The following is a 26088-nucleotide window of genomic DNA, read 5'->3' as shown; positions in this document are numbered from 1 at the left end:
GCGTCATCGGAACTCTCCGTGGCGTCCGGCGCCCGCGGCGAAGCGGGCCGCACCGTCGAGCGCGCCGTCCATGAGAGCGCCCATACCGTGCCGGAATTCGTTGCGCAGCGCCGCCTCTTCGTCCAGGCCGTCCTGCTCCAGCAGCGACAATCGGTCCGACCGCAGGCAGGTCTGCGGTAGTGCGGCCAGCTGACCCGCGACCTCCTCCGCGACCCGGCGGACATCGCCGTTGGGCACCACACGGCTGATCAGACCCATCTGCAACGCCTCCGGAGCGCTGACGGGGCGGCCGGTGAGCACCATGTCCATGGCGCGGCCTGCACCGATGATCCTCGGCAGACGCACAGTGCCACCATCGATCAGCGGGACGCCCCAGCGACGACAGAACACCCCGAAGGTGCTGTCCTGCTCGGCGATCCGCAGATCACACCACAGCGCCAGCTCCAGCCCACCCGCCACGGCATAGCCGGAGACCGCGGCGATCACCGGTTTGGACAATCGCATCCTGGTCGGCCCCATGGGGCCGTCGCCGTCCTCGGTGACCTGGTTGGAGTGCTCCCCGCCCATCGATTTGAGATCCGCGCCCGCACAGAACGTGCCACCCTCACCCCACAGCACGGCGACCGAAGCGTTGGGGTCGGCGTCGAAGGCACGGAACGCCTCGGCCAGTGCCCGCGCGGTCGGCCCGTCGACGGCATTGCGTGCCTGTGGCCGGTGCAGGATCACCGTGGTGACCGGGCCGGCATGTTCGACTCTGACACTCATCTCACCGACCATACGGCCTGGCACCCCTTGTGTGAAGAAGTGAATTCGTGCTTCACTTCTTGCGTGGTGTATCGCAGAACCCCGGCCGTACAGGCCCGGCTCGACGCGCAGGCCGCACTGATCGTGCAGGCCGCGACCAGAGTGCTGTCCAGGGACGGATTCGCCGGTCTCTCCATGGCGGCGGTGGCCGCCGAGGCCGGTGTAGCCACCGGAACGGTGTACAAGCACTTCGAGGGCAAGGCCGATCTGGTGACCGGCGTCTTCCGCAAGGTGGTCACCCGTGAGGTCGAGGCCGTCGCGGCGGCGGGCTCCGGCGGCGACGCCGCGCACCGGGTCAGCGCGGCCGTCGAGACCTTCGCCGTGCGCGCGCTGAAGAACCCGAAACTCGCCTACGTCCTGCTCGCCGAGCCCGTCGACGCGTCAATCGACGCCGAACGCCTGCGGTTCCGGCGCGCCTTCGCCGAGACCTTCGAGGCCGCGGTGGCCGACGGTGTCGCCCGCGGCGAACTGCCCGCCCAGGACGCGAGGATCAGCTCCGCAGCCATGGTCGGCGCAATCGGTGAGGTGCTGGTCGGGCCGCTCGCCCATGCGCCGCACACCGAATCCGTCGTCCCGGAACTGGTGTCGTTCGCGCTGCGCGCCCTCGGCGTGCGCCGAGGGCCGCGCCCGGACACCAGCTGGCCGTCGACGCCCATCGCGACCACTACGCCCCTGCTCGAGCCGTCCCCGGCCGGTCCGGCACCCGGCACCCACCCACTCACCCCCGATCCGGTTATCGCCGACGGCATGGCGACCATGCCGTTCCCCGCGGTCACGCACCCAGGAGCGCACGATGCAGACGCATGAAGTCTTCAACCAGGTTCCGCCGATCGTCCCGTTCGACGTCTCCCGCAACCCGGCCCTGCTCGAGGGGCTGCATCGGGAAGGAGCGGGCTGGGCCGAGCCAGAGGTGCGCGAACTCGGCGCGCTGGCGGGCAGTGCACGTGCCCAGGAGTGGGGCAGGCTGGCCAACGAATACCCGCCGGTGCTGCACACCCACGACCGCTACGGTCACCGCATCGATGAGGTCGAGTTCCATCCGCACTGGCATGACCTGATGGACGTCGCGGTATCGCACGGCCTGCACGGTGCGCCCTGGCTCGATGATCGCCCGGGCGCGCATACCGCGCGCGCGGCGAAGTTCTACACCTGGGGCGCCGCCGAGGCCGGGCATATGTGCCCGATCTCGATGACCTACGCCGTGGTCCCCGCGCTGCGCAACAACCCGGAGCTCTCCGCGAAATTCGAGCCGCTGCTCGGTTCGCGCACCTACGATTTCGGGCTGCGGGAACCGTCGACGAAGGCGGGCCTCATCGCAGGCATGTCGATGACGGAGAAGCAGGGCGGCTCCGACGTGCGCGCGAACACCACCACCGCCACGGCGCAGCCGGACGGTACCTACCGGATCGTCGGGCACAAGTGGTTCACCTCGGCGCCCATGTCGGATATGTTCCTCACTCTCGCCCAGGCGCCCGGCGGGCTGTCGTGTTTCCTGCTGCCGCGGGTGCTGCCCGACGGCACCCGCAATCCGATTCGCATCCAGCGGCTCAAGGACAAGCTTGGCAACAAGTCCAACGCCTCGTCGGAGATCGAGTACGAGAACGCCACCGGCTGGCTGGTCGGTGCCGAGGGCGCGGGCGTCAAGACCATCATCGAGATGGTGAACATGACGAGGCTGGACTGCGTGATCGGTTCGGCCACCGGAATGCGGGTCGGCGCCGTCTTCGCGGTGCATCACGCCCGTCATCGGGAAGTGTTCGGCGCCAAGCTGATCGACCAGCCCGCGATGGCGAACGTACTGGCCGACCTCGTCATCGAATCCGAGGCGGCGACCACGGTCATGATGCGCCTGGCCGGCGCCACCGACCGCGCGAGCAGCGATCCCGCCGAGGCGGCGCTGCGCCGCATCGCCCTGGCCGTCACCAAATACTGGGTGTGCAAGCGCGCGCCTTCGCATGCCGCGGAGGCACTGGAATGCTTCGGCGGCAATGGTTACGCCGAGGAGTCCGGGATGCCGCGGCTGTACCGGGAGGCGCCGCTGATGTCGATCTGGGAGGGCTCGGGCAATGTCGCGGCGCTCGATGCATTGCGCGCCATGGGCCGTCAGCCGGAGACGGTGGAGGCCTACTTCAACGAGGTGAATCTGGCTCGCGGAGAGAATCCGCGGCTCGACGACGCTATCGACCGGGTCGGCAAGGAGCTGTCCGACCTCAGCGATATCGAGTACCGCGCCCGCCGGGTGATCGAACTGATGGCGCTGGTCCTGCAAGGCGCACAGCTGGTGCGGCACGGCCATTCCGCCGTCGCGGACGCCTTCTGCTCGACCAGGCTCGGTGACGATTGGGGCATCGCCTTCGGCACCCTGCCCACCGGTGTGGACACCGCCTCCATCATCGAGCGGGCCTTCGTCTGACACCGCGGGTACCGTCACGCCGGTGACCGCGGATCTGGAGACGACGGTGGCCGCGCTCGCCGAGCGCGTACGGATCCGCGACGATCAAGGTGCACGACAGCGATATGGCCAACGCCGAGCTCGTCGCCGCCACCGCGCACCGTGCCGATCTCGTAGTACACGGCCGAGGGACCCGGCTCTACCTGGGCTGACCAGCCAGACTCCATCGTTCCGGCGCGTATCACCGCGGGCCGCGCCGCACCGGTCGATCATGGATTGATGACGGCGATCCCACAAACCTCCCGGCGCGCACACGCCCTGCGCAATATCGGCACGGTGGTGTGCGCGCTGCTGCTCTACTACTGCGTTCCTATCGGCTCGGATTTCGCCACCACCTGGCCCGCCCGGATCCTCACCCTGATCGCATTCGTCGCGGGAGTCATCGGGCTCGCCTGGCTCGGATACCGGCGGATCACGCAATACATCGCCGCCATGGAGGACACCACCCGCCGCATCGACGGACTGCTGCTGGTGGTGTCGGTCGTCGTGGTCTTCTTCGCGCTGTTCTACTACATCCTCGACGACCGCGGGACGAATCAGTTCGACGGCATCGACACCCGCACCGACGCCCTGTACTACACGGTGTCGACCTTGGCCACGGTCGGCTACGGTGACGTCCACGCGGTCGGCCAGGCCGCCCGCATCGCCAGCATGGTGCAGATCGTCTTCGATCTGGTTGTGCTCGGCACGCTGATCACCGTGCTGACGACCAGCGTCACCCGACGGCTGGAACTGGTACGGCAGCAGAAGCCGGGCGCATCGAATTAATCTGGGGCCATGCCGGATTCCGCCGAATACGAACAGATCGCGGCGGTGAGCGCGCACGGTGTCGCGCCCGCCGCCCCCGAGGACGTCACCGCCGCGTTGTCCGGAATCGCCTTCGGTCAGCCGGACTGGCGGGCCACGCAGCTCTGGGACACCGAGGACGGCACCGCGACGCCGGAGTCCAGGTCCGGCGCCGACACCGGCGGATCCCACACCTGACGCGTCGGCACCACGCCGGCCCACACGCCGCCCGCCGTAATGTCCTCGGCGTCGTCGTTCGGTCCGCCGTCGCGCATCTTCACTGATGCCTCGGTGAGTTCGAGGGCGAGCACGATCGTCGCGGCGAGCTCCTTCTTGCTGGGCGGCCGGACCCGATCCCAGGAACCGGGCGCCGCGTGCTCGACGATCACTCGGAGACCGTGCAGCCGCTGCTGCGGATCGGTCACCTCGACGGCGCGCCCGAGCACCACCGCCGACCGGTAGTTCATCGAGAAATGCATGGCCGACCGGGCGTAGACCACACCGTCGACCAGGGTGACCGCCACCGACACATCCTGCGCCAGCGCCGCCCGCATATTGCCCGCTCCGGTGGATCCATGCAGGTAGAGCAGGTTTCCGTCGCGGCCGTACGCGGTAGGCAGCACTACGGGAGTGCCACCTAGCAGGACGCCGAGGTGGCAGATCAGTCCCGCGTCGAGCACCGCGTCCAGGTCGGCACGATCGGTCCTGGCGCGATCCTTCAGCCGCGTGGGAGTGCTGCGCGGGGTCGGTGAGAGCGGTGGCCGGAGCAGTGCTTGTTCGGTCATATGCTCAACCATGCCGCGACCAGTGGCATCCTGGAATAGCCAATTCTGATCAAGAGTGAAAGGCCACTTTCCGTGTCCGAGGTCATCGCCGAACTGCTCGAGCTCGACCGGTCGGGCTCCACGCCGCTGTCGGTGCAGCTGGCCGACGGGCTGCGCCGCGCGGCGACGTCCGGTGCGCTGCACGGTGGTGACAGATTGCCGTCCTCACGGTCGCTGGCCGCACAGCTGGCCGTCAGCCGCACGGTGGTCGCCGCCGCCTACGACCAATTGCATGCCGAGGGCTGGCTCAGCGGCCGACGCGGTTCGGGCACCTACCTGACCGCAGCGCCCGCGGCCGCACACCATGGCCTCGCCATGAGCGCGGCATCCACGGCGACCACCGCACTGCTCGATCTCTGCCCGGGCGCACCGTGTGTGCCCGCCATTGATCGGCCCGCGTGGCGGCGCGCCTGGCGAACCGCCGCGGACCGGGAGCCCGTGGTGCGCAAGCAGCGCGCCGGTGAACCGCGGTACTTGGCGGCGGTCACCGAGCACCTGTTGCGTCATCGCGGACTGAGCGCCACCGGCGGAACCGCCATCCTGGCAACCTCGGGAACGAGCGCGGCGGTGAATGAAATCGCCTGCGCCGTACTGCGCCCCGGCGACAGGGTCGCCATGGAAGATCCGGGCTATCAGCGCGCGGTCGGAGCATTTCGCGCGGCAGGCGTGCGGGTGGTGCCGGCGCCCGTGGACGACGAGGGCCTGCGGGTCGACGCGCTGCCCAGCGACATCAAGGCCGTGTATTGCACTCCGGCCCACCAGTTCCCGCTGGGCGAACGGATGACGGCGACTCGTCGAGTGCAGCTTGTCGACTACGCGCGCGCCAACGATGTGTTGCTGATCGAGGACGATTACGACGGCGAATTGCGTTACGACACCGCCCCCTTGCCCTTACTGGCCGCCATGGCGCCCGACGCCGTCGTCCATCTCGGCACCACGAGCAAGATCCTGTCCCCTACCCTCGGTGCGGGCTGGTTGGTCGCCGAGCCCGAGATCGCCGATGCCGTCCTGGAGTATCGGGAACAGATCGGCAGCACACCGAGCCACGCAGGACAGCTGGTGCTCGCCGAACTGGCTGCACACGGCGACCTCGCGCGCCACCTGCGCAGACTCCGCCGGATCATGCCCCCGCGACGCGCGTTCGTCGTAGACGAGCTGAGCCGCCGGGGACTGACCATCCGTGGCGACGACGCCGGATCACATATCGTGGTCCCGCTAGCGACCGCTGAGGCCGAGCACCACGCCATCGCCGAGGCGCGCCACCGCGGCGTCGCCCTGGACGGCCTTGCCCGCCACCACGTCGGCCCGCAAGCCATCTTCGGAGTGGCACTCGGCTATTCGGCACTGCCGGACAACGAGTTCACCACCGCGGTCCCGATAGCCGCCGAATGCCTCGCGCGCGCGTTCGGGTAGTCGAGAGATCACCCGGACGCGCCACCGACACGATCGGAGCCCGCGCGGCCTCGGGTAGTTGAGACGGTCACCCGGCACCGCCAACACGACCGGAGCCCGTTCGGCCTCAGGTGGTCGGGACAGTCACCCGGCGCCGCCAACGCGACCGAGTCCCCGCGGCCTCAGGTAGTCGAAACAGTCACCCGGCACCGCCAATGCGAACGAAGTTCCCACTGCGGCAATGGAATCGACCACACTCGACACCAAGTCCGATCAGCGACGCCGAAGCCGCGCGTCGAGCAGGGCCGGCGGAGCGTCGTGCTTCTCGTGGGCGGCGAGGTCGACACCGGGTGCCACGATCGCATCAATGGCGTCGAGCACGTCGGCGGGGAGCACGGTGTCCGCCGCCGCGAGCTGCGAGCGCAGGTGATCCATCGTGCGCGGGCCGATCAGCGCGCTGGTCACGGCCGGGTGCCCGGTGACGAAACCGAGCGCGAGCTGGATCATGGTCAAGCCTGCCTCGTCGGCGACCGCGGCCAACTGCTCGACTGCGTCCATCTTTGCCCGGTTGGCCGGCACGGTGAGGTCGAAGCGTTCCGGCATGAATGACGAACGGCTGGTGGTGATCTCTCGGCCCGCCCGGATCGCACCCGAGAGCCAACCCGAGGCCAACGGGCTCCACACCAGAACACCGAGTCCGTACTGCTCGGTTACCGGCAGGACGTGAGCTTCGATGCCGCGCTGCAGGATCGAGTAGCCCGGCTGCTCGGTGACGTAGCGGCTCAGATGGTTCTCGCGGGCAGCCCACTGCGCTTGCACGATGCGGTAGGCGGGGAACGTCGAGGAACCGAAGTAGCGAATCTTCCCCGCGCGCTGCAGATCGGTCAACGCCGACAGCGTCTCCTCGTCGCTGGTGTCCGGATCCCACCGGTGGATCTGGAAGAGGTCGACATGGTCGACGCCGAGGCGGCGCAGACTGTTGTCCAGCTCGGTGACCAACCACCGGCGCGAGCTGCCGCGATGATTGCGCTCGTCGCCCATCGGCATATTCGCCTTCGTAGCCAGCACGATGTCGTCACGGCGGCCCGCGATGGCCGTGCCGACCATCTCCTCCGACTCGCCGCGGCTGTACCAGTCCGCGGTGTCGATGAGGTTGATGCCCGCGTCCAGGGCGGCGTCGACCATCGCGGTGGCCTCGTGCTGACCGGTGCGGCCTGCGGTGCCGAAGTTCATCGCGCCTAGCGCGAGGACGCTGACCTGTACGCCGGTCCGGCCCAGAGTGCGGTACTGCATATGTGTTCCTCCTCGAAGGGTGCACCGGATCTCGGTGCGCGCAGTGGTTTCGCGCCGCCCGTTCTGGCATCCTGAACAAGCGGAACGATGTTCCGATAATCAACATACGGAACATTGTTCCGTTTGCCAATGCGATGGAGGGAGCGGTGCGGTGACCGGCATCGGCAGCGAATCAGGGACCCCGCGCAGACGGGCCGACGCCCGGCGAAACGAGCAAACTCTGCTGGACGCCGCCGCAGCAGCCTTCGTCGCAGCCGGCGTCGATGTGCCGGTGCGCGATATCGCCACCAGGGCCGGGGTCGGCGTCGGCACGATCTACCGGCACTTCCCTACGCGCGCCGATCTGATCGTCGCGGTCTACCGCCATCAGGTCGAGGCATGCGCCGAGGCAGGCCCGGCGCTGCTGGCGAGCCTCGAGTCACCGCACGCCGCACTGGGACGCTGGATCAACCTGTTCGTCGACTTCCTGGTCACCAAACACGGCCTCGCCGAGGCATTGCAGTCCGGCGATGCCGCCTTCGATACGCTGCACGCCTATTTCCTCGACCGCCTGGTCCCGGCCTGTGCCCAGCTGCTCGACGCCGCCGTCGAGGCAGGCGAGATAGTCAGCGACATCGACGCCTACGAACTGATGCGGGGGGTCGGCAATCTGTGCATCGGCGCTGGCAGCAACCCACGCTACGACGCACGGCGGATGGTCGGACTCGTCATAGCGGGATTGCGGCTGCGCTAGAGGCGTGAAGTCCGCGCCGATCGCACCCGAGCTCAATCCAGAGGGAACAAACGGAACCTTGTTCACCTGATAGCCGCGCGAGCCGAGCCCACATTCGGCCACCCCGGGCGATCCGGCCGTGACAGCCCGATTCTGTCGGTGGTCGCAGGTAGCCTTGGACGCGTGCCCGAACTACCGGAAGTGGAGGCGTTGGCGCAGTTCCTCCGGGAACACGCGGTCGGCGCGGTGGTCGGGCGTGTGGATGTGGCGGCGTTGAGCGCGGTCAAGACCTTCGATCCGCCGGTCACCGCCCTGTCCGGGCGCGATGTGACCGGCGCGGGCCGGTGGGGCAAGTTCCTCGGCATGGACTGCGGCGGACTGTGGCTGATCACGCATCTGTCCCGCGGCGGCTGGCTGCGCTGGACCGACAATCCCAGCGCGACGCCGCCGAAACCGGGCAAGGGGCCATTGGCGCTGCGGGTGCATTTCTTCACCCCGGAGGGCGCCACCCCCGCCTTCGACCTCACCGAGGCGGGCACCAAGAAACGGCTCGCGGTCTACATCGTCGACGATCCCAAGCATGTCCCCGGTATCGCCCGGCTCGGCCCGGACGCACTCGACGTCACCGAGACGCAGTTCGCCGAGATACTCGCCGGCACCACCCAGCGCATCAAGACCGCCCTGGTCGAACAGTCGCTGCTGGCGGGCATCGGCAACGCTTACTCCGACGAAATCCTGCACACCGCCCGTATCTCACCGTTCGCCACCGCGAAATCGCTGCCCGAGGACAAGGTGTCGCAGCTGTACGAGGCCATGCGGACGGTGCTGCTCGATGCCGTGCAACGCTCCGTCGGGCAGGACGCGGCCCGGCTCAAGGGTGAGAAACGTTCCGGGATGCGGGTGCACGCGCGCACCGGACTGCCCTGCCCGGTATGCGGCGATACCGTGCGCGAGGTCTCCTTCGCCGAACGTTCCTTCCAGTACTGCCCGACGTGCCAGACCGGCGGCAAGATTCTTGCCGACAGACGCATGTCCCGGCTGCTCAAATAGGGCTACCCCTAATGCACCAGCTTCGGTATCCGAATGCCTTCCCACGCGAGCCGCTTCGCGCGTTGAGGATCGTGCTCGACCCGGCTGGGCGCGTCGATGATCAACGTGCTCCGACGATCCTCGGTATACGCGGGCCATGACGGTAGCGGTGCGCCGGTATGCGCGAACCGCAGCCAGTTGTCCTGGAACTGCCTGGTCACCGACACCAGGCCGCGACGGCCACCCGCCGCGGTGAGCGCCCGGCCGAACGGGCTGTCGGCAATGCCGAAGACCGGCATGAGGTCGGTGGCGTGCGTGGCGCCGATCCCGGCCAGCCGCAGGGCGCGGGGCGCGAAATCGTAGCGGTAGGCATAGGTGGGCGCGTACTTGCTGTGCCCGGCCATCACCGCGACCGACGGGCGCCAGAACACGAAATCGCCACCGGCGCGGATGGCCGCCATCGAGTCCGGGTAGCCGGGGTAGGCCGCCCGCACGCGCGCTTCGGCAGCCGATTCACCGACGGCGGCGCGCAGCCTGTCCGAGGTGGTCGGCAACGAGTAGTCGGCGAACTTCGCGAACAACGTGCCCTCGTTGTTGCAGGTGCCGATGATGAGCGGCACCCGATGGGCGTTGCCATCGGCGATCGCATCGATCGGCGCTTGCGGCAGCAACGTCCCGTCGACGACGGGGGCAGCGGCAAAGAAACCTGGCCGTTCCCGCAGCGAATTGCGCATCGCCCGACCGAACACCCGGTGGATATCGATGGCCTCCGCCTCCGACAGCATCTGACTGGCGTTATCCGGCGTCGCGCCGAGCGCATTCACACAGCGGCGGGCGATCAGCCGCGCATCCTCGGCGGACAATGCCCAGTCGGCGGGCGCACTCTGGGCGATGGCCTGATGGAACAGCCCGGCCGCGGAGGGCGTGGCGAGCAGACTGAGCACCGCGTGCGCACCGGCCGATTCACCGAAGACGGTCACGTTGCCGGGATCGCCGCCGAACGCCGCGATATTGGTGCGGACCCACTCGAGGGCCGCGATCTGGTCACGCAGGCCGAGATTCGAGTCGAACGGCCGATCCTCGGTGCCGAACTCACCGAAATCGGCGTACCCGAAGGCACCGAGTCGGTAGTTCATCGAGACCACGATGACGTCCCCACCGACGGCCAGCTGCGCACCGGAGTACAGGCTCAGAGCCGAGGTGCCGAACAGATATCCGCCACCGTGAATGAAGACCATGACCGGCAACGGGCTACTACCTGCCGAGACCGGTGCGGTCACGTTCAGCGTGAGCGCGTCCTCGCTGGTCGGCTGATAACGCCGTGCCCCGATCTGGGCGCCGGTCCGATGCTGCATCGCGGCGTAGGCGAACTCGGTGGCCGGACGGACTCCGGTCCAGGGTTCGACCGGTTGCGGCGCACGCAAGCGCAGCGCGCCCACCGGCGCAGCCGCATAGGGAATGGACCGCCAGCGGATCACCCGGCGGCCACGGTGACCACGGACAACGCCGTCCGCGGTCGAGACATCTGTCGACGCGACCATTTACCGATGGTAACGACAACTGGCAAGCCGCCAACAGAAGTAAACCGAAATTCACACCGCGGTGTCTCGAATCGGCCACCGCAATCGCGCCATTGCGCAACACTGAACCCGTGCTCCGACGAGGCCATGATCGTGGCTCAGGCCACACACCGGACTTGCGGCCCATCCGGCCAGGCAGCTGCGGCGAACTTGCCGAGCAGCCGAGGAGGCCGTCATGACGAGCGAGCAGGGTCCCATGCCGTTTACCGGCCGCGTCTCTGCTGACGCGACAGCCGAGCAGGCAGGTGCGTGCCCGGTCCGCAACGGCAACGGTGACGCCCGGCGCCAGCTCGACGGCCTGCTGAAATCGACCGCGGCCGGTGACCGCGAGGCCTTCACCCGGTTCTATCGCGAGACCAGCCCGCGAGTGTTCGGCCTCGCGTTGCGGGTGTTGCGCAGCCCGGCGGCGGCGGAGGAGACCACCCAGGAGGTCTACCTACAGGTGTGGTCGACGGCCGAGCGCTACGATCCAGCGCTGTCGAGCCCCATCGGCTGGTTGATGATGATCACCCATCGCCGCGCCGTGGACCGGGTGCGCAGCGAGAGTTCCGCCGCCGGACGCGACGCCGTCTACGGCCACACTCACCTCGGACGCGATCACGACATCGTCGCCGAAACCGTCGGCCAGCGACTGGAGGAACAGGACGTTCGTGATTGCCTCGACACGCTGACCGCCATGCAGCGCCAAGCGGTCGCCCTCGCCTACTACAGTGGCCGGACCTACCGGGAGGTCGCCGACCACCTCGACTCTCCGTTGCCCACCGTGAAAAGCCGCATCCGGGACGGGTTGAAGCGCCTCCAGGACTGCCTGACCGGAGTTGCTCGCGATGACTGACGCGCCCCCACCCGACCATCCCGACGATCACGACCTACTCGACCTGGCCCACGCGTACGCGCTCGACGCCGTCACCGACGCCGAACGCGACAGCATCGAACAACGCCTCGACACCTGCGACCCGGAAATCCGGCGCAGCTTCGACCAGATCGTGCGAGACGCGCGGGAAGCGATGGGGGCGCTGTCGGCTCTGGATGCGCAGGCACCACCAGCCGGGCTGGAGGAACGGATTCTCGACGCGATCGAAGCTCCAGGCGATCGCGAGGACCGGGACGATCCCGCCGCCGGTCAGCCGTCCGACGCCGCCGATACCCCCGGCCCTGACCACGTCGATCAGGCAGGTAAGACCGCCACAGCCGTCGGTGACGAATTCGCCGCAGCCCGCGCCCGCCGGCGGAAGCGCCTGCGCTGGGCCACCGCAGCCGCCGCGGTGGCCATCGTCGTCGCCATCGGCGCAGCGGTATTCGGCCAACGCACCGAGGAGCCGCCCGCACGGATGGTGACCGCCGACGAGGTGCTGCAACAGCCCGATGCCCGCACCGAGACGAGCCCGGTAAGCACCGGTGGGAACCTGATCGCGCATATTTCGGATGAACTCGGCGCGGTCGCGGTCACATTCGACGCGGTGCCCGAGCCGCCGGCGGGATATGCGCACCAACTCTGGCTGATCGGGCTCGATGGGGCGCCCCGGTCCGCGGGGGTCCTGACCGGCCTGCCCACCTCCGGTGCGCCTTATGTCACCGAGTTCGTCGCGTCCGACCAGCTCGCACTCACCATCGAACCCGACGGCGGTTCACCAGGCCCGACCACCGAACCGATCGCCGCACTCCCCCTGGCCTGACGGCCGAACAGATCAGATCAAGCCCGCCACGCCTCCAGCAGCCGCAACCAGAACTCGCTGACCGCAGGAAACGCAGGCACCGCATGCCACAGCGTGTCCAGCGGGACCTGCCCGACCACCGCGATCGTCGCGGCGTGCAACTGCTCACCGACCTCGGGGCCGACGAAGGTGGCGCCGAGCAGCGTGCCTGCGGAGGTGTCGATCACCAGTTTGGCCCGGCCGGCGTAATCGTCACGGGCCAGCGCGGATCCGGCGACGGCGATATCGAGTTCGACGGTGTCGACCTGGTGGCCGGCCTTGCGGGCGGACTCTTCGGTGAGGCCGACCGCGGCCAGCTCCGGATCGGTGTAGACCACCTGCGGGACCTGTGCGTGGTCGGCGGACGCGGCGTAGCGCGGGCCCGTCAGCGGCCTGCCCTCGGCGCGGGCGGCGATCACGTCACCGCAGATCCGGGCCTGGTACTTGCCCATGTGGGTGAGCGCGACGCGATGGTTCACATCACCGACGGCGTACAGCCACGGCAGGCCGGGGACGGTCAGCTGATCGTCGACCTCGACATAGCCGGGCGCCAATCCGACCGCTTCCAGCCCGAGTTCCCAGGTGGCGGGTCCGCGTCCGGCCGCGACGACGATCTCATCGGCCTCGAGCTCGGATTCGCCGCTGCCGTCGCGGACGGTAACCGTCACCGGCCCGCCGTGGACCCGGCCTTCACCCGTGCCGCGAACGTCGGGTCGCGCCACCCGCACCGGCTCGGTTCCGAACCGGATCCGGACGCCACGCTCGGTCAACGCCTCGGCGATCCGGTCGCGGGCGAACGGCTCGACGCGCCCGAGCAGCGAACCACCGCGCACCGCCATGGTGACCACCGAGCCGAGCGCCGCCAGCCAGGTCGCGGCCTCGCACGCGACGACTCCACCGCCGACGATCAGCACCCGGCGCGGCACCTCGGTCAGATTGGTGACATCGCGCGAAATCCACGGCAGAGCCGCCCGCAGACCGGGCACATCGGGGATATTCGCGGTCGTCCCGGTCGCCAGCACGACGGCCTGCCGGGCGCGCAGCGTCCGGCCGTCGACCTCGACCAGGCGTTCACCGGCCAACCGACCCGCACCGCGCACCACTTCGATGCCGTTGTCGTGTGCCCAGTCGGCTTGCGACGAATCGTCGTGGTTGTGCACGAATTCGTCGCGTCTGCGCAGTACCGCGGCCACGTCGAGTCCGTCGGCGCGCACGCCGGGCATGGCACGCGCACCGCCGAGCACATGCCAGGGGCGCAGCAGCGCCTTGCTCGGAATACAGGCCCAATAGGAGCATTCACCGCCGACGAGCTCACGCTCGACGATCGCGGCGGTCCGCTCGCTTCCTGCGACGGCATACGAGGCGGCGTTCTCCCCCGCCGGGCCGCCGCCGATCACGATGACGTCGAATTCGGTGGTGTCCACGGGCCGCTACTGGAGGTAGCCCTCGACCTGTCTGGCGGAGCTGACCTGCGTATTGTCTGGTGACTCACCCGCTTCGATGCGGGCTCTGCGATGGCGGAGCAGATCCCAGCACTGATCGAGCATCACCTCGAGTTCGGCCAGTCGCTGCCGTTCCGATTTCGGATCCAGCTCGCCCCGCGTCGCCTGCGACCGCAGTTTGTGCTCCTGCTCGACCAATTCCTTGATGCGCCCCAGGATGTCCTGTTCGGTCATAGGGCTCACTCTACGGACCCAGCCGGTCGAGCCGGGTGATTCGCGCCGCGGCGGTTCAGTCGGGTGCGCGCAGCAGATAGGTGTCCATGATCCAGCCCTTGTCCGCACGCAACTGCGCCCTGAGCTCGCGGATCCGGTCGCCGACCTCGGCGACAACGCCTTCGATCAGCACCTCGTCAGCCATCCCGAGGTAGGCGCCCCACCAGATCCGGGTCTCGCCGGGCACGCTTGTGAAAGCGCAGTCGCCGTCGAGCATGACCACCGTGGATCCGCCGCCGAGCCCTTCCTCACGCAGCCGGCGGCCGGTGGTGATGTGTACTGGTTCACCGATGCGATGCAGCACCGTCCTGTGGCAGGCGGCCAGCGCCTGCACGCTGGTCACGCCGGGAATCACGGCGTAGTCGAAGCCGATGGTGCCGCGCGCGAGGACGCGTTCGACCATGCGCAGGGTGCTGTCGTAGAGCGACGGGTCGCCCCACACCAGAATCGCGCCGACGCCGTCGACCCGCGCGAACTCCTGCTCCAGCAGCAGCGAGCGGCGTTCGTGCCAGTCGGCGACCACCTCGCGGTAATCCGAGCCGTCCATCGGGTTGCGTTCGCGCGGCGGATCGGCGATCTCCACGATCCGGTACGGATGATCCATATGCTCGGCCAGGATGGTGGTGCGCACGTCGACGAGTTCCTGTTTCTCGGCACCCTTGCCGATCACGAAGAACACCTCGGCCTCGCGCATGGCCTTGATGGCCTGCACCGTCACTTGGTCCGGGTCGCCGGCGCCGATGCCGATCACGTACAGCTTCCGCATGCGGCGAGCCTATTGGCCCGGCCCGCCGCGTCGGGCGGGCCGGGTCCCCGAACTATGCTCGAGGTCGTGGCCACCACCCCAGACACCCAGTACGAAGAGTTGCTCCGTCAGGTGCTCACCTCCGGCACTAAGAAGGCCGACCGCACCGGTACCGGCACCCGCAGCGTCTTCGGCCATCAGCTGCGCTACGACCTGTCGGCCGGGTTTCCGCTGATCACCACCAAGCGGGTGCATCTGAAGTCGATCGTCTACGAGTTGCTGTGGTTCCTGCGTGGTGATTCCAATGTGGGCTGGCTGCGCGAGCACGGTGTGACGATCTGGGACGAATGGGCGGCGCCGGACGGCGAGCTCGGGCCTGTCTACGGCGTCCAGTGGCGATCTTGGCCCACGCCGGACGGCAGTCATATCGACCAGATCTCCCAGGTGCTGCGCACCCTGCGCGAGGACCCGGATTCGCGGCGCATGATCGTCTCGGCCTGGAATGTGGCCGAACTGGACAAGATGGCGCTGGCGCCGTGCCACGCGTTCTTCCAGTTCTACGTCGCCGACGGCAAACTGTCCTGCCAGCTGTATCAGCGCAGTGCGGACCTGTTCCTGGGCGTGCCGTTCAATATCGCCAGCTATGCGCTGCTGACCCAGATGGTGGCCCAGCAGACCGGGCTCGAGCCGGGTGAGTTCATCTGGACCGGCGGTGATTGCCATATCTACGACAATCACGTCGAGCAGGTCACCGAGCAGCTGACCCGCGAGCCGTACCCGTTCCCCGCTCTGCGGCTTCGCCAAGCGCCGTCGCTGTTCGACTACTCCTTCGACGACGTCGAGATCGTCGGCTACCAGCACCACCCGGCGATCAAGGCCCCGGTGGCCGTGTGAGTTCCGCGCGCGTCATCGGTCTCATCTGGGCGCAGACCCTCGACGGCGTCATCGGAGTCGACAACCGGATTCCGTGGCGGGTGCCCGAGGATATGGCCAACTTCAAAGCGGTCACCATGGACCATCCGGTGGTGATGGGCAGGCGCACCTGGGATTCGCTGCCGCCCCGGTTCCGTCCGTTGACCGGGCGCCGCAATATCGTCGTGACCCGCCAGTCGGACTGGGCCGCCGAGGGCGCCGAACGCAGCGGCTCGCTGCCTGAGGCACTGGAGCTGGCCGCACCCGAGGACGTGTGGGTCATCGGCGGCGGCGAAATCTACCGCGCCGCACTGGAATACGCCACCGAACTACTCGTCACCGAAATCGAGGCCGATATCACCGGCGACGCCTACGCCCCTGCCATCGATCCGCAATGGCAGGCCGACGCGGACACGCCGTGGCAGCAGTCGAGTGCGGGACCGCGCTACCGGATCCGCCGGTACACCCGACGCGGCTGAATACCGCGCCACTTCGCCCGGCTCAGCGCGGGCAACCCCGCAAAACGCCCGAGCGGCGGTCACAGGTCGGGCATACTCAGCGGTATCGGCCCCGAACACCAGCCCTGTTCCGGGGTGTGATCTGCGAAAGGCAGTCCATGGACAAGAAATCGCTGACCGCGGTCGCTCGCCAGCAACTCAAACTGGCAGCCACCGCCACGAGCGGCCGTAGCTCGCAAACGATCTACGGCGGCCACGCGCAAACCCTGCGCCAAACCGTCGTCGGTCTCACCGCGGGCCAGAGCCTGGCCGAACACGACAATTTCGGCGATGCCACCTTGCTGGTGCTCAGCGGCACCCTGACCTTGATCAGCGGCGCCAACGAATGGAAGGGCTCGTCGGGCGATCTGCTCGTCGTGCCCAAAGCGCGGCACAGCGTCAAGGCCGTCGACGACGTCGCTTTCCTGCTCACCGTCGCGAAATAGCCCGGCGCGTCGCGATGTAGGTGAGGCTTACGAAACAGCAACGCACGACCCATGATCCGGGTGAGTCCTAACACGCCAAAGCCGATTCGCTGCGGTCAGCACGCTCCCAGCTATTAGGCTTGGTGATCATGGGTGAGCCGCAGCCGATCCTCGAACCGCTCACACCGTCCGCGATCTTCCTCGTCGCCACCATCGACGAGGGTGGCGAAGCGGCGGTGCGTGACCTGCTCGCCGACCTCGCCGGACTGCGCCGTTCGGTCGGATTCCGGTTACCCGGGGCGGGACTCACCTGCGTCGCGGGCGTCGGCTCCGCAGCGTGGGACCGGCTGTTCTCCGGGCCGCGCCCCGCCGAACTGCACGAATTCCCCGGCTTCGACGGTCCGCGCCACCAGGCCCCCGCCACACCGGGCGACCTGCTGTTCCATATCAAGGCCGAGGTGCACGACGCCTGCTTCGAACTGGCGATGGCCATCGGCAACCGGCTCGCAGGCGCCGCAACCGTCGTGGACGAGACCACCGGCTTCCGGTATTTCGAACAGCGGGACCTGCTCGGATTCGTGGACGGCACCGAGAACCCCGAGGGCGCGCTCGCCGAATCGCCTGCCGGGCGGGTGGCGCTGATCGGCGACGAAGACCCCGATTTCACCTGCGGCAGCTACGTCATCGTGCAGAAATATGTGCACAAGATGGGCGAATGGGCGGCAACCTCGGTCGAGGAACAGGAACGCGTCATCGGACGCACCAAGCTCGACGATTTCGAACTGCCCGATGACGTCAAACCCGCGAACTCCCACGTCGCGGTGAACACCATCGTCGACTCCGACGGCACCGAACGGCAGATCCTGCGCGCCAACATGCCCTTCGGCAGCATCCGCGAGGACGAGATGGGCACCTATTTCGTCGGCTACGCGGCCACGCCGAGCGTCACCGAGGAGATGCTGATCCGCATGTTCCTCGGCTCCGACGAGGCCGAGTACGACCGGATCCTGGATTTCTCCACCGCCGTCACCGGCGGCCTGTTCTTCGTCCCCTCGCAAGACTTCCTCGATGATCTGCCCGACCCACCCGACGCGTCATCGGCAGACGACACCCCCGCCGCACCTGCCGCACACGGCTCTCTCGGTATCGGCACGTTGAAAAGGAGCAGCTGACCCATGAACAACCTGCATCGTGAACTCGCGCCGATCACCTCCGAGGCCTGGTCGGCGATCGAGGAGGAAGCCACCCGCACGTTCAAGCGGCATATCGCGGGCCGCCGGGTGGTCGACCTGTCCGGGCCGCACGGCACCGACTACTCCGCCGTCGGGCTGGGACGGACCGCGCCGATCGCCGCCCCCGACGACGGCGTGCAGGCCCGGCAGCGGCTGGTCGCGCCGCTGGTGGAACTGCGGGTGCCGTTCACGCTGTCGCGCGAGGAGCTCGACGATGTCGAGCGCGGCGCCCAGGACGCCGATCTGGACCCGGTCAAGGACGCTGCCAAGCGCATCGCCTGGGCCGAGGATCGCGCCATCTTCGAGGGCTACCCCGCCGCCAACATCACCGGCATCCGGGCCGCGGCGTCGAACGCGCCGGTCGCGGTGCCCGAGGATCCGCGCCTGGTGCCCGAGGCGGTCGCGCAGGCTTTGAGCGAGCTGCGGCTGGCCGGTGTCGACGGACCGTACTCGGTGCTGCTGAGCGCCGACCTGTACACCGCCGTCAGCGAGACCTCTGATCACGGTCACCCCATCCGCACCCATATCGAGCGCCTCATCCCCGAGGGCGAGATCATCTGGGCGCCCGCCATCGACGGCGCGTTCGTGCTCACCACCCGCGGCGGCGACTTCGATCTCCAGATCGGCCAGGACCTGTCCATCGGCTATCTCAGCCACGACGCGGAATCGGTGCAGCTGTACTTCCAGCAGAGCCTGACCTTCCTGGTCTACACCGCCGAGGCGGCTGTCGCGCTGCAGGCTTGAGGTGTTCCCGCGCAGATCACTGGTGGTCTCGCCCGCATCGCGGCAGTATGGTCCTGACCAGCGAGTTGCGGTAGCGGACGGAGACGAGATGACCCTGGTGCACGCGGGCGTGGTGCCCACCAAGCGGGCGATGAGCTACGGCGTGCTCGGCATCGCCGTGACGGTCGCGCTGTGCCTGGGGGTCATCGCCGTGTTCGGCGTGAACCGGGTGTTCACCGGGCTGCTCGCCGGTGCCGTCGCCGGCGTGGCGGTGCTCGTCGCCCTGTTCACTCGCGACGCGATCGTGCTCACCGAAGACGCGATCTACCAGCGCACCCCGTGGGCCGAGACCTGCATCGATTGGGGCCGGGTGGTTGCGGGCCGGTTCACCCTCGACGACAGCGCCCGGTGGTCGCTCGCACTCGACCTGGCCGGCGGCGACGAGCAGCACGGTGAACTGGTGCTGCTGTCGATCCCGCCCGTGAGCGGGCCGGTGTCGAGTGCCTACGACATGCGCAAACGCGAGCAGGTCGACCAGATCCGGGACATGCTGCGCCGCAAGAAGATCCCGGTGATGGTGCTGCCGGAGATCGCGGGCGCGCTGCATCAGCACTGGAAGATCGCGCCGCCGACCCACTGAGCGCACGCGGGGTTCGCGAGTGGCCGCGGCCGCGCACCTCGGATACGTTGGCAATCGTGTCGATGATGAAGGGCGCCAACGTCGCTGTTCCACTGGCCGCGGTTCGCGTCGAATTGGGATGGCGATCCGGGCCCGGCGTTCCCGACGCGGACGCGTCGGCGCTGCTGCTCGCCGGCGGCAAGGTCCGCTCCGACAACGACTTCGTGTTCTACAACCAACCCGCCCATCCGTCGGGCGCGGTCCGGCACGAGGGCAAGCAGCAGGGCGCCACGGTGCTCGATCTGCTGTCGGTACAGCTGGACCGGGTCGAGGCCCAGATCGACAGCATCGTCATCGCCGCCTCCGCCGACGGCGGCACCTTCGGCCAGTTCCACGGCCTGTACGTGCGGCTGGTCGATCCGGCGGGCGGCGCCGAGGTCGCCCGCTTCGACAGCACCGGCGCCAGCACCGAAACCGCATTCGTGCTCGGCGAGCTGTACCGCAGGCAGGGTGCGTGGAAGTTCCGCGCGGTCGGGCAGGGGTACGACACCGGGCTCTCCGGGTTGGCCACCGACTTCGGCATCTCGGTCGACGAGGACCCCGCCCCGGCGGCACAACAGCCGATCACGCCGCCGCCCACACAACAGTCGGGACAGGCGGGCGACCGGCCGATCAATATGACCAAATTGTCGCTCACCAAAGACGCGCCCTCGGCCTCGCTCACCAAACGTGGCGTTACCGGCGGCACAATGCGGGTGAATCTGAACTGGTCCAACGGTAAGAGCGGACTGTTCGGCAAGAAGAGCGGCACCACGGTCGATCTGGACCTGTGCTGCATGTGGGAGCTGACCAATGGGAACAAGGGGCTCGTCCACGCGGTCGGCAATTTCGGCTCACTCGAGACCGAACCCTATGTGCGCCTGGACAAGGACGACCGGACCGGCGACGACGACGCCGGCGAGAACCTCCATATCAACCTCGACCATGTCGGTGACTTCCGCCGACTGCTGGTGTACGCGAACATCTACGAGGGTGCATCGGATCTGCGTGGCGTGCAGGCGACCGCGACCCTCCATCCGGTGGGGTCGCCGCCGATCGAGATGAAGGTCGATGGCTGCAACGATAATTCCCGCGCTATCGTGCTCGCCCTGATCGAGAACATCGGCGGCGAGCTCGTCGTGCGGCGCGAAGGCGTATTCGTGCCGCCACCGGCCGAGCCGCCGCACTGGGTGAACCAGGCAGTCGACCAGGCCTACGGTTGGGGCCTGTCTTGGGTAGCGGGCAAGCGCAAGTCCTGAGACCCGTCCGCCACGCGGTGCGACAGGCACCCTGAACCGAATCAGCGCAGCTCGCGGAAGAACTCGCGAATATCGGAAGTAAGCAGCACCGGTTCCTCCAGTGCCGCGAAATGACCGCCGCGATCGACGTCGATCCAGCGGGTGATCGTGTCGGCGGTGCCCGCGTACTTGCGGATGGCGACATCGTGGGCGAACACGATGACCCCGGTGGGCACACCCGAGTTCTGCTTCTCGGCGCCCCACGGTTGCTCCTGCGCGTATCCGACATAGGCTGCCGTACCCGCCGTACCGGTGAGCCAGTACAGCATCACGTTGGTCAGCAACCGGTCCCGGTCGATGATCTTGTCCGGATCCACCGGACGCGGATGGGTCCACTCGCGGAACTTGTCCATGATCCAGGCCAGCTGGCCGATCGGTGAGTCGACCAGTCCGTAGGCCAGGGTCTGCGGGCGGGTCGACTGGATGGAGATGTAGCCGAACTCCTCCTCCATGAACGCCTCGGTGCGGCGTACCCGGTCACGTTCGAGTTCGGTCAGTGCTGCCATCTCCTCCTCCGGGAGGGGCAGCGGCAGGTAGTCGCCGACACCGCCGTTGACGTGCACGCCCGCGACCCGGTCCGGGGCGAAGCGGCCCAATTCCGGGCTCACCGCGCCACCGAAATCGCCGCCCTGCGCCCCATAGCGGGCATAGCCGAGCCGCGACATCAGCTCCGCCCACGTGGCCGCGATTCGTTCGACCGTCCATCCGGCTTCGCCGATCGGACCGGAGAATCCGAATCCGGGCAGCGAGGGAATGACCAGGTGGAACGCGTCCGCCGGATCGCCGCCGTGGGCGCGGGGGTCGGTCAGCGGACCGATCAGGTCGAGGAATTCGACGATCGAACCGGGCCAGCCGTGCGTCAGGATCAGCGGGAATGCGTCCGGTTCGGGTGAGCGGACGTGCAGGAAGTGGATCAGCTGTCCATCGATCTCGGTGGTGAACTGCGGGAGTTCGTTCAGCTGCCGTTCGGCTGTGCGCCAGTCGTAACCGTTGCGCCAGTAGTCGGCCAGCTCGCGAAGCCAGGCGGTGGGTACGCCGGTATCCCAGCCGTCGCCGGGCAGCGCCGCGGGCCAGCGAGCGGTGTCGAGCCTGCGATGCAGGTCGTCGAGTTCGCTCTGCGGGATATCGATGCGGAAGGGAGTGATCGCTGTCGTCATGAGAATTACAGTAGAAACCAGTTAGGGCAGATTCCGCCCTAAGCAAGCGGGAGAATCACAATTATGTGGGAGACATCGGGACGGCTGCTGCGCTTGCTGTCGCTGTTGCAGATGCATCGCGAATGGACCGGCGGCGAGCTGGCCGAAGAACTCGGTATCGACGTGCGGACCGTGCGCCGCGATGTCGATAAGCTGCGCACCCTCGGCTACCCGGTGGACGCGGCCCGCGGCGTCGCCGGATATCGGCTCGGCGCAGGCAGCACGCTGCCACCGCTGCTGCTCGACGACGACGAGGCCGTCGCGGTGGCGATCGGTCTGCGCACCGCCGCCAGCGGCACCATTTCGGGCATCGAAGACAGTTCATTGCGGGCGCTGACCAAACTGGAACAGATGCTGCCGTCGCGGCTGCGACATCGGGTGAGCACCCTGCATTCGGCGACGATCACCGTCGCCGCCGGCGGCCCCACCGTCGACCCGGAAACCCTCACCGCCCTCGCCTGCGCGATCCGTGACCGGCACCGCCTGCGTTTCGACTACCGAAGCCATGACGGGACAACGTCATTGCGGATCACCGAACCGCATCGGCTCGCCCATACCGGCCGCCACTGGTACCTCATCGCCTGGGACGTCGACCGCGCGGACTGGCGCACCTTTCGCGTCGACCGCCTGCTGCCACGCATCCCCACCGGCCCGCGCTTCGCCCCACGCGAAGCGCCAGAGGTGGATCTGGCGGGCTACGTCTCCGACAACGTGTCCGTGGCGCCCTACCGCTATGCCGCCCGCGTGACCATCGCGGTATCGGCCGATATCGCCACCGAACGCATCCCGCCGACGATCGGCGTCGTCGAACCGATCGACGCCGAATCCTGCCTGCTACGTACCGGATCCAACTCCCTCGACGAACTCGCGATCTATTTGGCGCTGTTCGATCTCCCGATCCGCATCCATGAACCGCCCGAGTTGATCGATCGGGTCCGCGCGATCACGGCGCGGCTCGGCGCGGCTGTCGACTGATCATCGCGTCGGCAGGTGTTCCGCCGAGCCGCGCGAAGTGGGGTCGGCGCCTACGAATCATGTGCCCACGCAGCACGATCGGCGAGGCCGGCAAGGATGACGTCCAGCCCGGCCCGGAATTCGTGTTCGGGTGTGACGGTCCGGGCATCGGCTGCGGTCTGCGCGAGGAAGGGATACTCCTCAGGAGAAAGACCCGCCATGATGGCGGTGCCCGGTCCCGACAGTGCGCCGTAGTGCTCGTTCTGCAGGAAGCCGAGTAGGTAGCCGATGAGGGTGCGTTGGGCGATGACGCGGTCGACGCCGGTGAGTCCGCCGTCGGTGAGCGCCGACAGCGTCGCATCGATCAAGCCGAGGGAACCGCGGGCCGACTGACGGTGGCGCAGAATCAGGGGCACCGCTTCGGGATGTTCGGCCGAGGCCAGACGCGTCCGGTTCAGTAGCACACGGACTCGTTCGCGCCAGTCCAGACCGGGCGGCAGCGTGAGGTCGATGGCGGCGAAGATGCGTTCGACCACGAGGATCTCGAGCGCCGCCCGGTCGGCGACGTAGCGGTACAGCGCCATGGTCGCCGTACCGAGTTCCTTGGCGACCGCGCGCATGGTCAGCGCGTCCAGGCCGTTCCGGTCGATGACGGCGAGCGCAGCACCGGACAGATCGTCGGTGGTCAGCGAACGAGGACGCGGCATGGATTGACAGCGTACGCGATACGCGCATACTGGTCGTAGGCGTACTTTGTACACTTAAGGAGACTCGATGCCACTCCCCACCACCGTGACCAGCCGCGATCTGGTCACCATCACCGGCGCTCCGGTGCCGCTACCCGATCCGGACTGCCTGATCCATCTACAGTTCCGCCGGTTCGCGGGCTGCCCCGTGTGCAGCCTGCATCTGCGTTCGATCGTCAACCGGCTGGATGAGATCGTCGCCTCGGACATCCGCGAGGTCGTCGTATTCCATTCCAGCGCGGAGGAATTGCGGAAATACGCTGCGGATCTGCCGTTAGCCGTTATCGCTGACCCCGAGCGGAGGCTCTACCGCGAGCTCGGGGTGGAATCGGCGCCGCGCGCGCTGCTCGATCCGCGCGCCTGGCCCACCATCGTCCGCGCTGTCGCCCGTGAACTGCGTTCTTCCAGGAAGCCGGGGCATATCGCGCCACCGAGCCGCCCTGATGGAGGTCGCTTCGGCCTGCCTGCGGACTTCCTCATCGCACCTGATGGCCGGGTGATCGCGGGCAAACGCGGTGACCACGCCGACGATCAATGGTCAGTCGATGAACTGCTCGCTCACGCCTCCCGGGTCGAGGCGTATCGATGAATATCGCTCGCCCACGCCTCGCCCAGGCCGCCGCACTGCTGGCCAGCGGCCTGCTCGGCGGCGCCTTCCTCTACGGCGGGGCCAATGTGCTCTACGCCTTCCGCGAGGTGCCTACCGATGTGCGCTTCACTTTCCACACCGCATTGATGTCGGCGAACAGCGTTGTCATGCAGGCACTCATGGCGTCCACATTCGTCAGCTGCCTGGTGCTCGCCGTGCGGTCCCGTGCGGCCGAACGCTGGGTTGCCGGTATCGCGACGATCATCTCGGTCGCGGTATTCGCGATCACCCGTCTCGGCAATGTGCCCATCAACCAGGACATCAAGGAGTGGGCGGTCTCCGGACCGTCCGCCGACTACGCCGACCTGCTGACCCGCTGGGAGAACTTCCACATCGCCCGCGTGGCCTGCGCCGTCCTGGTCTTCGTCCTGATCGTCACCACCACCCTGTTGCCAACGAAGGAGCCTCGCTCATGATGACCATCGATATCTTCGCCTCCGATCCCACGCTCGCCGGTGAACGCGGCGACGCCCTGGCTCAGCTGCTGCTGCGTACCCTCACCACCGAGGAATCGGCACCGGAGGCGGTGATGGAACGCGCTCGCGAGTTCACCCATGTGCTCGTGCACCACCCCGCCACCTGGGCCACCGGCGGCCCGAGCCCGTCCGGCGCACCGCGTTATCTGGTCCGCGTCACCGTTCCCGGTTCCTGGGTCGGACAGGACTTCGGCCAGGGAATGATCCCGCTGATCACCAACACCATCGCCGAGTTCGAGGGCGATCCGCAACGGCTGCACAGCAACCCCCATTGCGTCGTACAGATCCTCGGCGTCCGTGAACACAGCCTCGGCACCTTCGGCCGAGCCACCGACACCGCCGAACTCACCAGACTGATGACCGCCGACTACCGCCCCGAAGACGACACCCGCGACATCCCCGAGGGCTACGCCGTCGACCCGACCTGCGGCATGACCCTCGAAATAGCCACCGCCCCCTTCACTCTCGACCACAACGGCGAAACCCGCGTCTTCTGCGCCCCGGTCTGCCGCAAGGTTTTCGCCGAGGAGCACGCCCTCACCTGAGATCTCCGCGACATTCGTTGCGCGCCTTCTGGTTCGGTGCGCGGGGCGGCCCGCTTCCTGGGCCGCCCCCACGGGTGGAGGACGAACAGTCGCAAGATCAGGGCAGCAGGGCGGCCGGGTCGATCGTCACCTCGAACGGGCTTCGCAAGGTGACCTTCTCCCCCGCGGGCACCCGATGCGTCTGTTGGTAGGTGTTGTCGCTGCCGAGGACATGGGCAAAAAGAACCGGCAGTTCCTCTCCCGGCAAACGGCCCTTGAACGAGTTCATCTCGAATCGCCAATAGTTGGGGATTCCCGCGGCCGCATAGAGCACCGGCTTGACCATGCGGTCCTGCAGGGTCGTGGAGCCAGAAACGACCTCGACGGCCAACAACACCTGGTCAACGGGAATGCCGCGGCCGTCCATCGGAATATCGCCCTTTCCGACGACAAGATCGGGGATCGGCTCATCCTCGCCGATCAAGACCCCGACGCCAACGATCGTGAAGAGTCCGGGCGGCAACGAATCATCGAGTGCACGCTCCAGCCACTTGATGAGCCACTGGTGGCGCGGTTTGGGCGCGGCATTCACAACGAGCTGGCCATTCAGCACCTCGCAACGCAGTCCGTTTTCGGGCAGTTGATCGAGGTCTGCGGCTGTCCAACGATCCGACCGGGGAACCGGCATCGCCATCGGAACCACCTCCAGCCACATGGGAGTGAGCACCGGTAGTCGCGGTACCCAGCGAGTTTAGCTCACCTCGTTCCGTCG

General features: G+C 67.9%; 29 protein-coding genes. 19 read left to right on the top strand and 10 right to left on the bottom strand.

Translation table 11 applies throughout. The annotated features are described in order from the left end of the window. Positions 1 to 3: 3 nt before the first annotated feature. Entirely contained in the window at positions 4 to 765 is a 762-nt protein-coding gene (locus ACFXNW_RS14625; RefSeq protein WP_379418188.1) for a crotonase/enoyl-CoA hydratase family protein, read from the bottom strand. Positions 766 to 828: 63 nt separating this feature from the next. On the opposite strand from ACFXNW_RS14625, the gene ACFXNW_RS14620 reads away from it, so the two are divergent. The 3 genes from ACFXNW_RS14620 (at position 829) to ACFXNW_RS14610 (ending at position 4024) form a co-directional block, all read left to right on the top strand. After that, entirely contained in the window at positions 829 to 1611 is a 783-nt protein-coding gene (locus ACFXNW_RS14620) for a TetR/AcrR family transcriptional regulator (protein ID WP_379418187.1), read from the top strand. Continuing rightward, entirely contained in the window at positions 1598 to 3217 is a 1620-nt protein-coding gene (locus tag ACFXNW_RS14615) for an acyl-CoA dehydrogenase family protein (RefSeq protein ID WP_379418186.1), read from the top strand. The genes ACFXNW_RS14620 and ACFXNW_RS14615 overlap by 14 nt, the downstream gene beginning before the upstream one ends. Positions 3218 to 3475: 258 nt before the next feature. After that, positions 3476 to 4024 carry a potassium channel family protein gene (locus ACFXNW_RS14610; protein WP_379418185.1) on the top strand — a complete coding sequence of 183 codons (549 nt, stop codon included), beginning with the start codon at positions 3476 to 3478 and terminating at the stop codon, positions 4022 to 4024. 116 nt (positions 4025 to 4140) lie between these two features. Here ACFXNW_RS14610 and ACFXNW_RS14605 read toward each other — a convergent pair whose 3' ends face one another. Then, the gene (locus ACFXNW_RS14605) at positions 4141 to 4827 is read right to left on the bottom strand and encodes a pyridoxamine 5'-phosphate oxidase family protein (RefSeq protein WP_379418184.1); all 687 of its coding nucleotides are present in this window, start codon (positions 4825 to 4827) and stop codon (positions 4141 to 4143) included. A gap of 72 nt (positions 4828 to 4899) precedes the next feature. Between ACFXNW_RS14605 and ACFXNW_RS14600 the strand changes: the two genes are divergently transcribed. Further along, positions 4900 to 6279, top strand: coding sequence for a PLP-dependent aminotransferase family protein (locus ACFXNW_RS14600; RefSeq protein WP_379418183.1), 1380 nt, complete (start codon positions 4900 to 4902; stop codon positions 6277 to 6279). A 252-nt stretch (positions 6280 to 6531) separates the two neighbouring features. On the opposite strand, the gene ACFXNW_RS14595 is transcribed toward ACFXNW_RS14600, so the two are convergent. Then, the gene (locus tag ACFXNW_RS14595; protein ID WP_379418182.1) at positions 6532 to 7551 is read right to left on the bottom strand and encodes an aldo/keto reductase; all 1020 of its coding nucleotides are present in this window, start codon (positions 7549 to 7551) and stop codon (positions 6532 to 6534) included. Between the two features lie 160 nt (positions 7552 to 7711). Between ACFXNW_RS14595 and ACFXNW_RS14590 the strand changes: the two genes are divergently transcribed. After that, a complete protein-coding gene (locus tag ACFXNW_RS14590) occupies positions 7712 to 8284 on the top strand; it encodes a TetR/AcrR family transcriptional regulator (protein ID WP_379418644.1) in 573 nt (190 codons plus the stop codon). A 162-nt stretch (positions 8285 to 8446) separates the two neighbouring features. Next, complete coding sequence (locus ACFXNW_RS14585; RefSeq protein ID WP_379418181.1) at positions 8447 to 9313, top strand: Fpg/Nei family DNA glycosylase; 867 nt, start codon at positions 8447 to 8449, stop codon at positions 9311 to 9313. 8 nt (positions 9314 to 9321) lie between these two features. Here ACFXNW_RS14585 and ACFXNW_RS14580 read toward each other — a convergent pair whose 3' ends face one another. Continuing rightward, positions 9322 to 10833 carry a carboxylesterase/lipase family protein gene (locus ACFXNW_RS14580; protein WP_379418180.1) on the bottom strand — a complete coding sequence of 504 codons (1512 nt, stop codon included), beginning with the start codon at positions 10831 to 10833 and terminating at the stop codon, positions 9322 to 9324. Positions 10834 to 11047: 214 nt separating this feature from the next. Here ACFXNW_RS14580 and sigK point away from each other — a divergent pair, with 214 nt between their 5' ends. Both sigK and ACFXNW_RS14570 read left to right on the top strand, forming a co-directional pair. After that, a complete protein-coding gene (gene sigK / locus ACFXNW_RS14575) occupies positions 11048 to 11707 on the top strand; it encodes an ECF RNA polymerase sigma factor SigK (RefSeq protein WP_379418179.1) in 660 nt (219 codons plus the stop codon). After that, positions 11700 to 12548, top strand: coding sequence for an anti-sigma factor domain-containing protein (locus tag ACFXNW_RS14570; protein WP_379418178.1), 849 nt, complete (start codon positions 11700 to 11702; stop codon positions 12546 to 12548). The genes sigK and ACFXNW_RS14570 overlap by 8 nt, the downstream gene beginning before the upstream one ends. Before the next feature lie 17 nt (positions 12549 to 12565). Here the strand turns inward: ACFXNW_RS14570 and ACFXNW_RS14565 are convergent, their stop codons facing one another. Genes ACFXNW_RS14565 through cobF form a run of 3 tightly spaced genes read right to left on the bottom strand, consistent with a single transcriptional unit; the run spans position 12566 to position 15047 of the window. After that, positions 12566 to 13990: a dihydrolipoyl dehydrogenase family protein gene (locus ACFXNW_RS14565; protein ID WP_379418177.1), complete on the bottom strand. Its 1425-nt coding sequence runs from the start codon at positions 13988 to 13990 to the stop codon at positions 12566 to 12568. A 6-nt stretch (positions 13991 to 13996) separates the two neighbouring features. Next, entirely contained in the window at positions 13997 to 14242 is a 246-nt protein-coding gene (locus ACFXNW_RS14560; RefSeq protein ID WP_379418176.1) for a DUF2630 family protein, read from the bottom strand. 55 nt (positions 14243 to 14297) lie between these two features. Next, a complete protein-coding gene (cobF, locus tag ACFXNW_RS14555; RefSeq protein ID WP_379418175.1) occupies positions 14298 to 15047 on the bottom strand; it encodes a precorrin-6A synthase (deacetylating) in 750 nt (249 codons plus the stop codon). Between the two features lie 66 nt (positions 15048 to 15113). Between cobF and ACFXNW_RS14550 the strand changes: the two genes are divergently transcribed. The 7 genes from ACFXNW_RS14550 to ACFXNW_RS14520 all read left to right on the top strand — a co-directional run bounded on the left by ACFXNW_RS14550 (position 15114) and on the right by ACFXNW_RS14520 (position 20732). Continuing rightward, positions 15114 to 15920 (top strand): thymidylate synthase, encoded by an 807-nt coding sequence (locus ACFXNW_RS14550; RefSeq protein ID WP_379418174.1) that lies wholly within the window; start codon positions 15114 to 15116, stop codon positions 15918 to 15920. Continuing rightward, positions 15917 to 16417, top strand: a complete 501-nt coding sequence (locus ACFXNW_RS14545) for a dihydrofolate reductase (protein WP_379418173.1) — start codon at positions 15917 to 15919, stop codon at positions 16415 to 16417. Before ACFXNW_RS14550 ends, ACFXNW_RS14545 begins: the two co-directional genes overlap by 4 nt. Positions 16418 to 16554: 137 nt before the next feature. Continuing rightward, entirely contained in the window at positions 16555 to 16881 is a 327-nt protein-coding gene (locus ACFXNW_RS14540; protein WP_280233526.1) for a cupin domain-containing protein, read from the top strand. A gap of 128 nt (positions 16882 to 17009) precedes the next feature. Further along, positions 17010 to 18032, top strand: coding sequence for a Dyp-type peroxidase (locus ACFXNW_RS14535; RefSeq protein WP_379418172.1), 1023 nt, complete (start codon positions 17010 to 17012; stop codon positions 18030 to 18032). A 3-nt stretch (positions 18033 to 18035) separates the two neighbouring features. Continuing rightward, the gene (locus ACFXNW_RS14530; RefSeq protein ID WP_379418171.1) at positions 18036 to 18836 is read left to right on the top strand and encodes a family 1 encapsulin nanocompartment shell protein; all 801 of its coding nucleotides are present in this window, start codon (positions 18036 to 18038) and stop codon (positions 18834 to 18836) included. Positions 18837 to 18924: 88 nt separating this feature from the next. Further along, entirely contained in the window at positions 18925 to 19455 is a 531-nt protein-coding gene (locus ACFXNW_RS14525) for a hypothetical protein (RefSeq protein ID WP_379418170.1), read from the top strand. A 62-nt stretch (positions 19456 to 19517) separates the two neighbouring features. Continuing rightward, complete coding sequence (locus ACFXNW_RS14520) at positions 19518 to 20732, top strand: TerD family protein (protein WP_379418643.1); 1215 nt, start codon at positions 19518 to 19520, stop codon at positions 20730 to 20732. Positions 20733 to 20773: 41 nt separating this feature from the next. Here ACFXNW_RS14520 and ACFXNW_RS14515 read toward each other — a convergent pair whose 3' ends face one another. Beyond that, positions 20774 to 21928 (bottom strand): epoxide hydrolase family protein, encoded by a 1155-nt coding sequence (locus tag ACFXNW_RS14515; protein WP_379418169.1) that lies wholly within the window; start codon positions 21926 to 21928, stop codon positions 20774 to 20776. Between the two features lie 63 nt (positions 21929 to 21991). On the opposite strand from ACFXNW_RS14515, the gene ACFXNW_RS14510 reads away from it, so the two are divergent. Beyond that, positions 21992 to 22942 carry a helix-turn-helix transcriptional regulator gene (locus ACFXNW_RS14510; protein WP_379418168.1) on the top strand — a complete coding sequence of 317 codons (951 nt, stop codon included), beginning with the start codon at positions 21992 to 21994 and terminating at the stop codon, positions 22940 to 22942. Between the two features lie 50 nt (positions 22943 to 22992). Here the strand turns inward: ACFXNW_RS14510 and ACFXNW_RS14505 are convergent, their stop codons facing one another. Further along, positions 22993 to 23628 carry a TetR/AcrR family transcriptional regulator gene (locus ACFXNW_RS14505; protein WP_379418167.1) on the bottom strand — a complete coding sequence of 212 codons (636 nt, stop codon included), beginning with the start codon at positions 23626 to 23628 and terminating at the stop codon, positions 22993 to 22995. Positions 23629 to 23695: 67 nt separating this feature from the next. Here ACFXNW_RS14505 and ACFXNW_RS14500 point away from each other — a divergent pair, with 67 nt between their 5' ends. Genes ACFXNW_RS14500 through ACFXNW_RS14490 form a run of 3 tightly spaced genes read left to right on the top strand, consistent with a single transcriptional unit; the run spans position 23696 to position 25337 of the window. Then, the gene (locus ACFXNW_RS14500; RefSeq protein ID WP_379418166.1) at positions 23696 to 24256 is read left to right on the top strand and encodes a peroxiredoxin-like family protein; all 561 of its coding nucleotides are present in this window, start codon (positions 23696 to 23698) and stop codon (positions 24254 to 24256) included. After that, positions 24253 to 24732, top strand: coding sequence for a DUF1772 domain-containing protein (locus tag ACFXNW_RS14495; RefSeq protein ID WP_379418165.1), 480 nt, complete (start codon positions 24253 to 24255; stop codon positions 24730 to 24732). Before ACFXNW_RS14500 ends, ACFXNW_RS14495 begins: the two co-directional genes overlap by 4 nt. Further along, positions 24729 to 25337, top strand: a complete 609-nt coding sequence (locus ACFXNW_RS14490; RefSeq protein ID WP_379418164.1) for an ATPase — start codon at positions 24729 to 24731, stop codon at positions 25335 to 25337. The genes ACFXNW_RS14495 and ACFXNW_RS14490 overlap by 4 nt, the downstream gene beginning before the upstream one ends. Before the next feature lie 97 nt (positions 25338 to 25434). Here the strand turns inward: ACFXNW_RS14490 and ACFXNW_RS14485 are convergent, their stop codons facing one another. Further along, a complete protein-coding gene (locus tag ACFXNW_RS14485) occupies positions 25435 to 26010 on the bottom strand; it encodes a Uma2 family endonuclease (protein ID WP_379418163.1) in 576 nt (191 codons plus the stop codon). Positions 26011 to 26088 lie beyond the last annotated feature (78 nt).

This window comes from Nocardia sp. NPDC059180 (assembly GCF_042754945.1).
Taxonomy (GTDB): Bacteria; Actinomycetota; Actinomycetes; order Mycobacteriales; family Mycobacteriaceae; genus Nocardia.
Note: the sequence above shows the minus strand (reverse complement) of the source record. Positions and strands in the feature narration are given on the sequence as shown.

Bases quoted from the DNA above. Each gene is read 5' to 3' on its own strand.
- ACFXNW_RS14510 (WP_379418168.1), top strand. From the start codon at position 21,992: ATGTGGGAGACATCGGGACGGCTGCTGCGCTTGCTGTCGCTGTTGCAG.
- ACFXNW_RS14530 (WP_379418171.1), top strand. From the start codon at position 18,036: ATGAACAACCTGCATCGTGAACTCGCGCCGATCACCTCCGAGGCCTGG.
- ACFXNW_RS14505 (WP_379418167.1), bottom strand. From the start codon at position 23,628: ATGCCGCGTCCTCGTTCGCTGACCACCGACGATCTGTCCGGTGCTGCG.
- ACFXNW_RS14485 (WP_379418163.1), bottom strand. From the start codon at position 26,010: ATGGCGATGCCGGTTCCCCGGTCGGATCGTTGGACAGCCGCAGACCTC.
- ACFXNW_RS14615 (WP_379418186.1), top strand. From the start codon at position 1,598: ATGCAGACGCATGAAGTCTTCAACCAGGTTCCGCCGATCGTCCCGTTC.
- ACFXNW_RS14540 (WP_280233526.1), top strand. From the start codon at position 16,555: ATGGACAAGAAATCGCTGACCGCGGTCGCTCGCCAGCAACTCAAACTG.
- ACFXNW_RS14610 (WP_379418185.1), top strand. From the start codon at position 3,476: ATGACGGCGATCCCACAAACCTCCCGGCGCGCACACGCCCTGCGCAAT.
- ACFXNW_RS14535 (WP_379418172.1), top strand. From the start codon at position 17,010: ATGGGTGAGCCGCAGCCGATCCTCGAACCGCTCACACCGTCCGCGATC.
- ACFXNW_RS14560 (WP_379418176.1), bottom strand. From the start codon at position 14,242: ATGACCGAACAGGACATCCTGGGGCGCATCAAGGAATTGGTCGAGCAG.
- ACFXNW_RS14525 (WP_379418170.1), top strand. From the start codon at position 18,925: ATGACCCTGGTGCACGCGGGCGTGGTGCCCACCAAGCGGGCGATGAGC.
- ACFXNW_RS14490 (WP_379418164.1), top strand. From the start codon at position 24,729: ATGATGACCATCGATATCTTCGCCTCCGATCCCACGCTCGCCGGTGAA.
- ACFXNW_RS14515 (WP_379418169.1), bottom strand. From the start codon at position 21,928: ATGACGACAGCGATCACTCCCTTCCGCATCGATATCCCGCAGAGCGAA.
- ACFXNW_RS14595 (WP_379418182.1), bottom strand. From the start codon at position 7,551: ATGCAGTACCGCACTCTGGGCCGGACCGGCGTACAGGTCAGCGTCCTC.
- ACFXNW_RS14520 (WP_379418643.1), top strand. From the start codon at position 19,518: ATGATGAAGGGCGCCAACGTCGCTGTTCCACTGGCCGCGGTTCGCGTC.
- ACFXNW_RS14605 (WP_379418184.1), bottom strand. From the start codon at position 4,827: ATGACCGAACAAGCACTGCTCCGGCCACCGCTCTCACCGACCCCGCGC.
- ACFXNW_RS14570 (WP_379418178.1), top strand. From the start codon at position 11,700: ATGACTGACGCGCCCCCACCCGACCATCCCGACGATCACGACCTACTC.
- cobF (WP_379418175.1), bottom strand. From the start codon at position 15,047: ATGCGGAAGCTGTACGTGATCGGCATCGGCGCCGGCGACCCGGACCAA.
- ACFXNW_RS14580 (WP_379418180.1), bottom strand. From the start codon at position 10,833: ATGGTCGCGTCGACAGATGTCTCGACCGCGGACGGCGTTGTCCGTGGT.
- sigK (WP_379418179.1), top strand. From the start codon at position 11,048: ATGACGAGCGAGCAGGGTCCCATGCCGTTTACCGGCCGCGTCTCTGCT.
- ACFXNW_RS14500 (WP_379418166.1), top strand. From the start codon at position 23,696: ATGCCACTCCCCACCACCGTGACCAGCCGCGATCTGGTCACCATCACC.
- ACFXNW_RS14495 (WP_379418165.1), top strand. From the start codon at position 24,253: ATGAATATCGCTCGCCCACGCCTCGCCCAGGCCGCCGCACTGCTGGCC.
- ACFXNW_RS14625 (WP_379418188.1), bottom strand. From the start codon at position 765: ATGAGTGTCAGAGTCGAACATGCCGGCCCGGTCACCACGGTGATCCTG.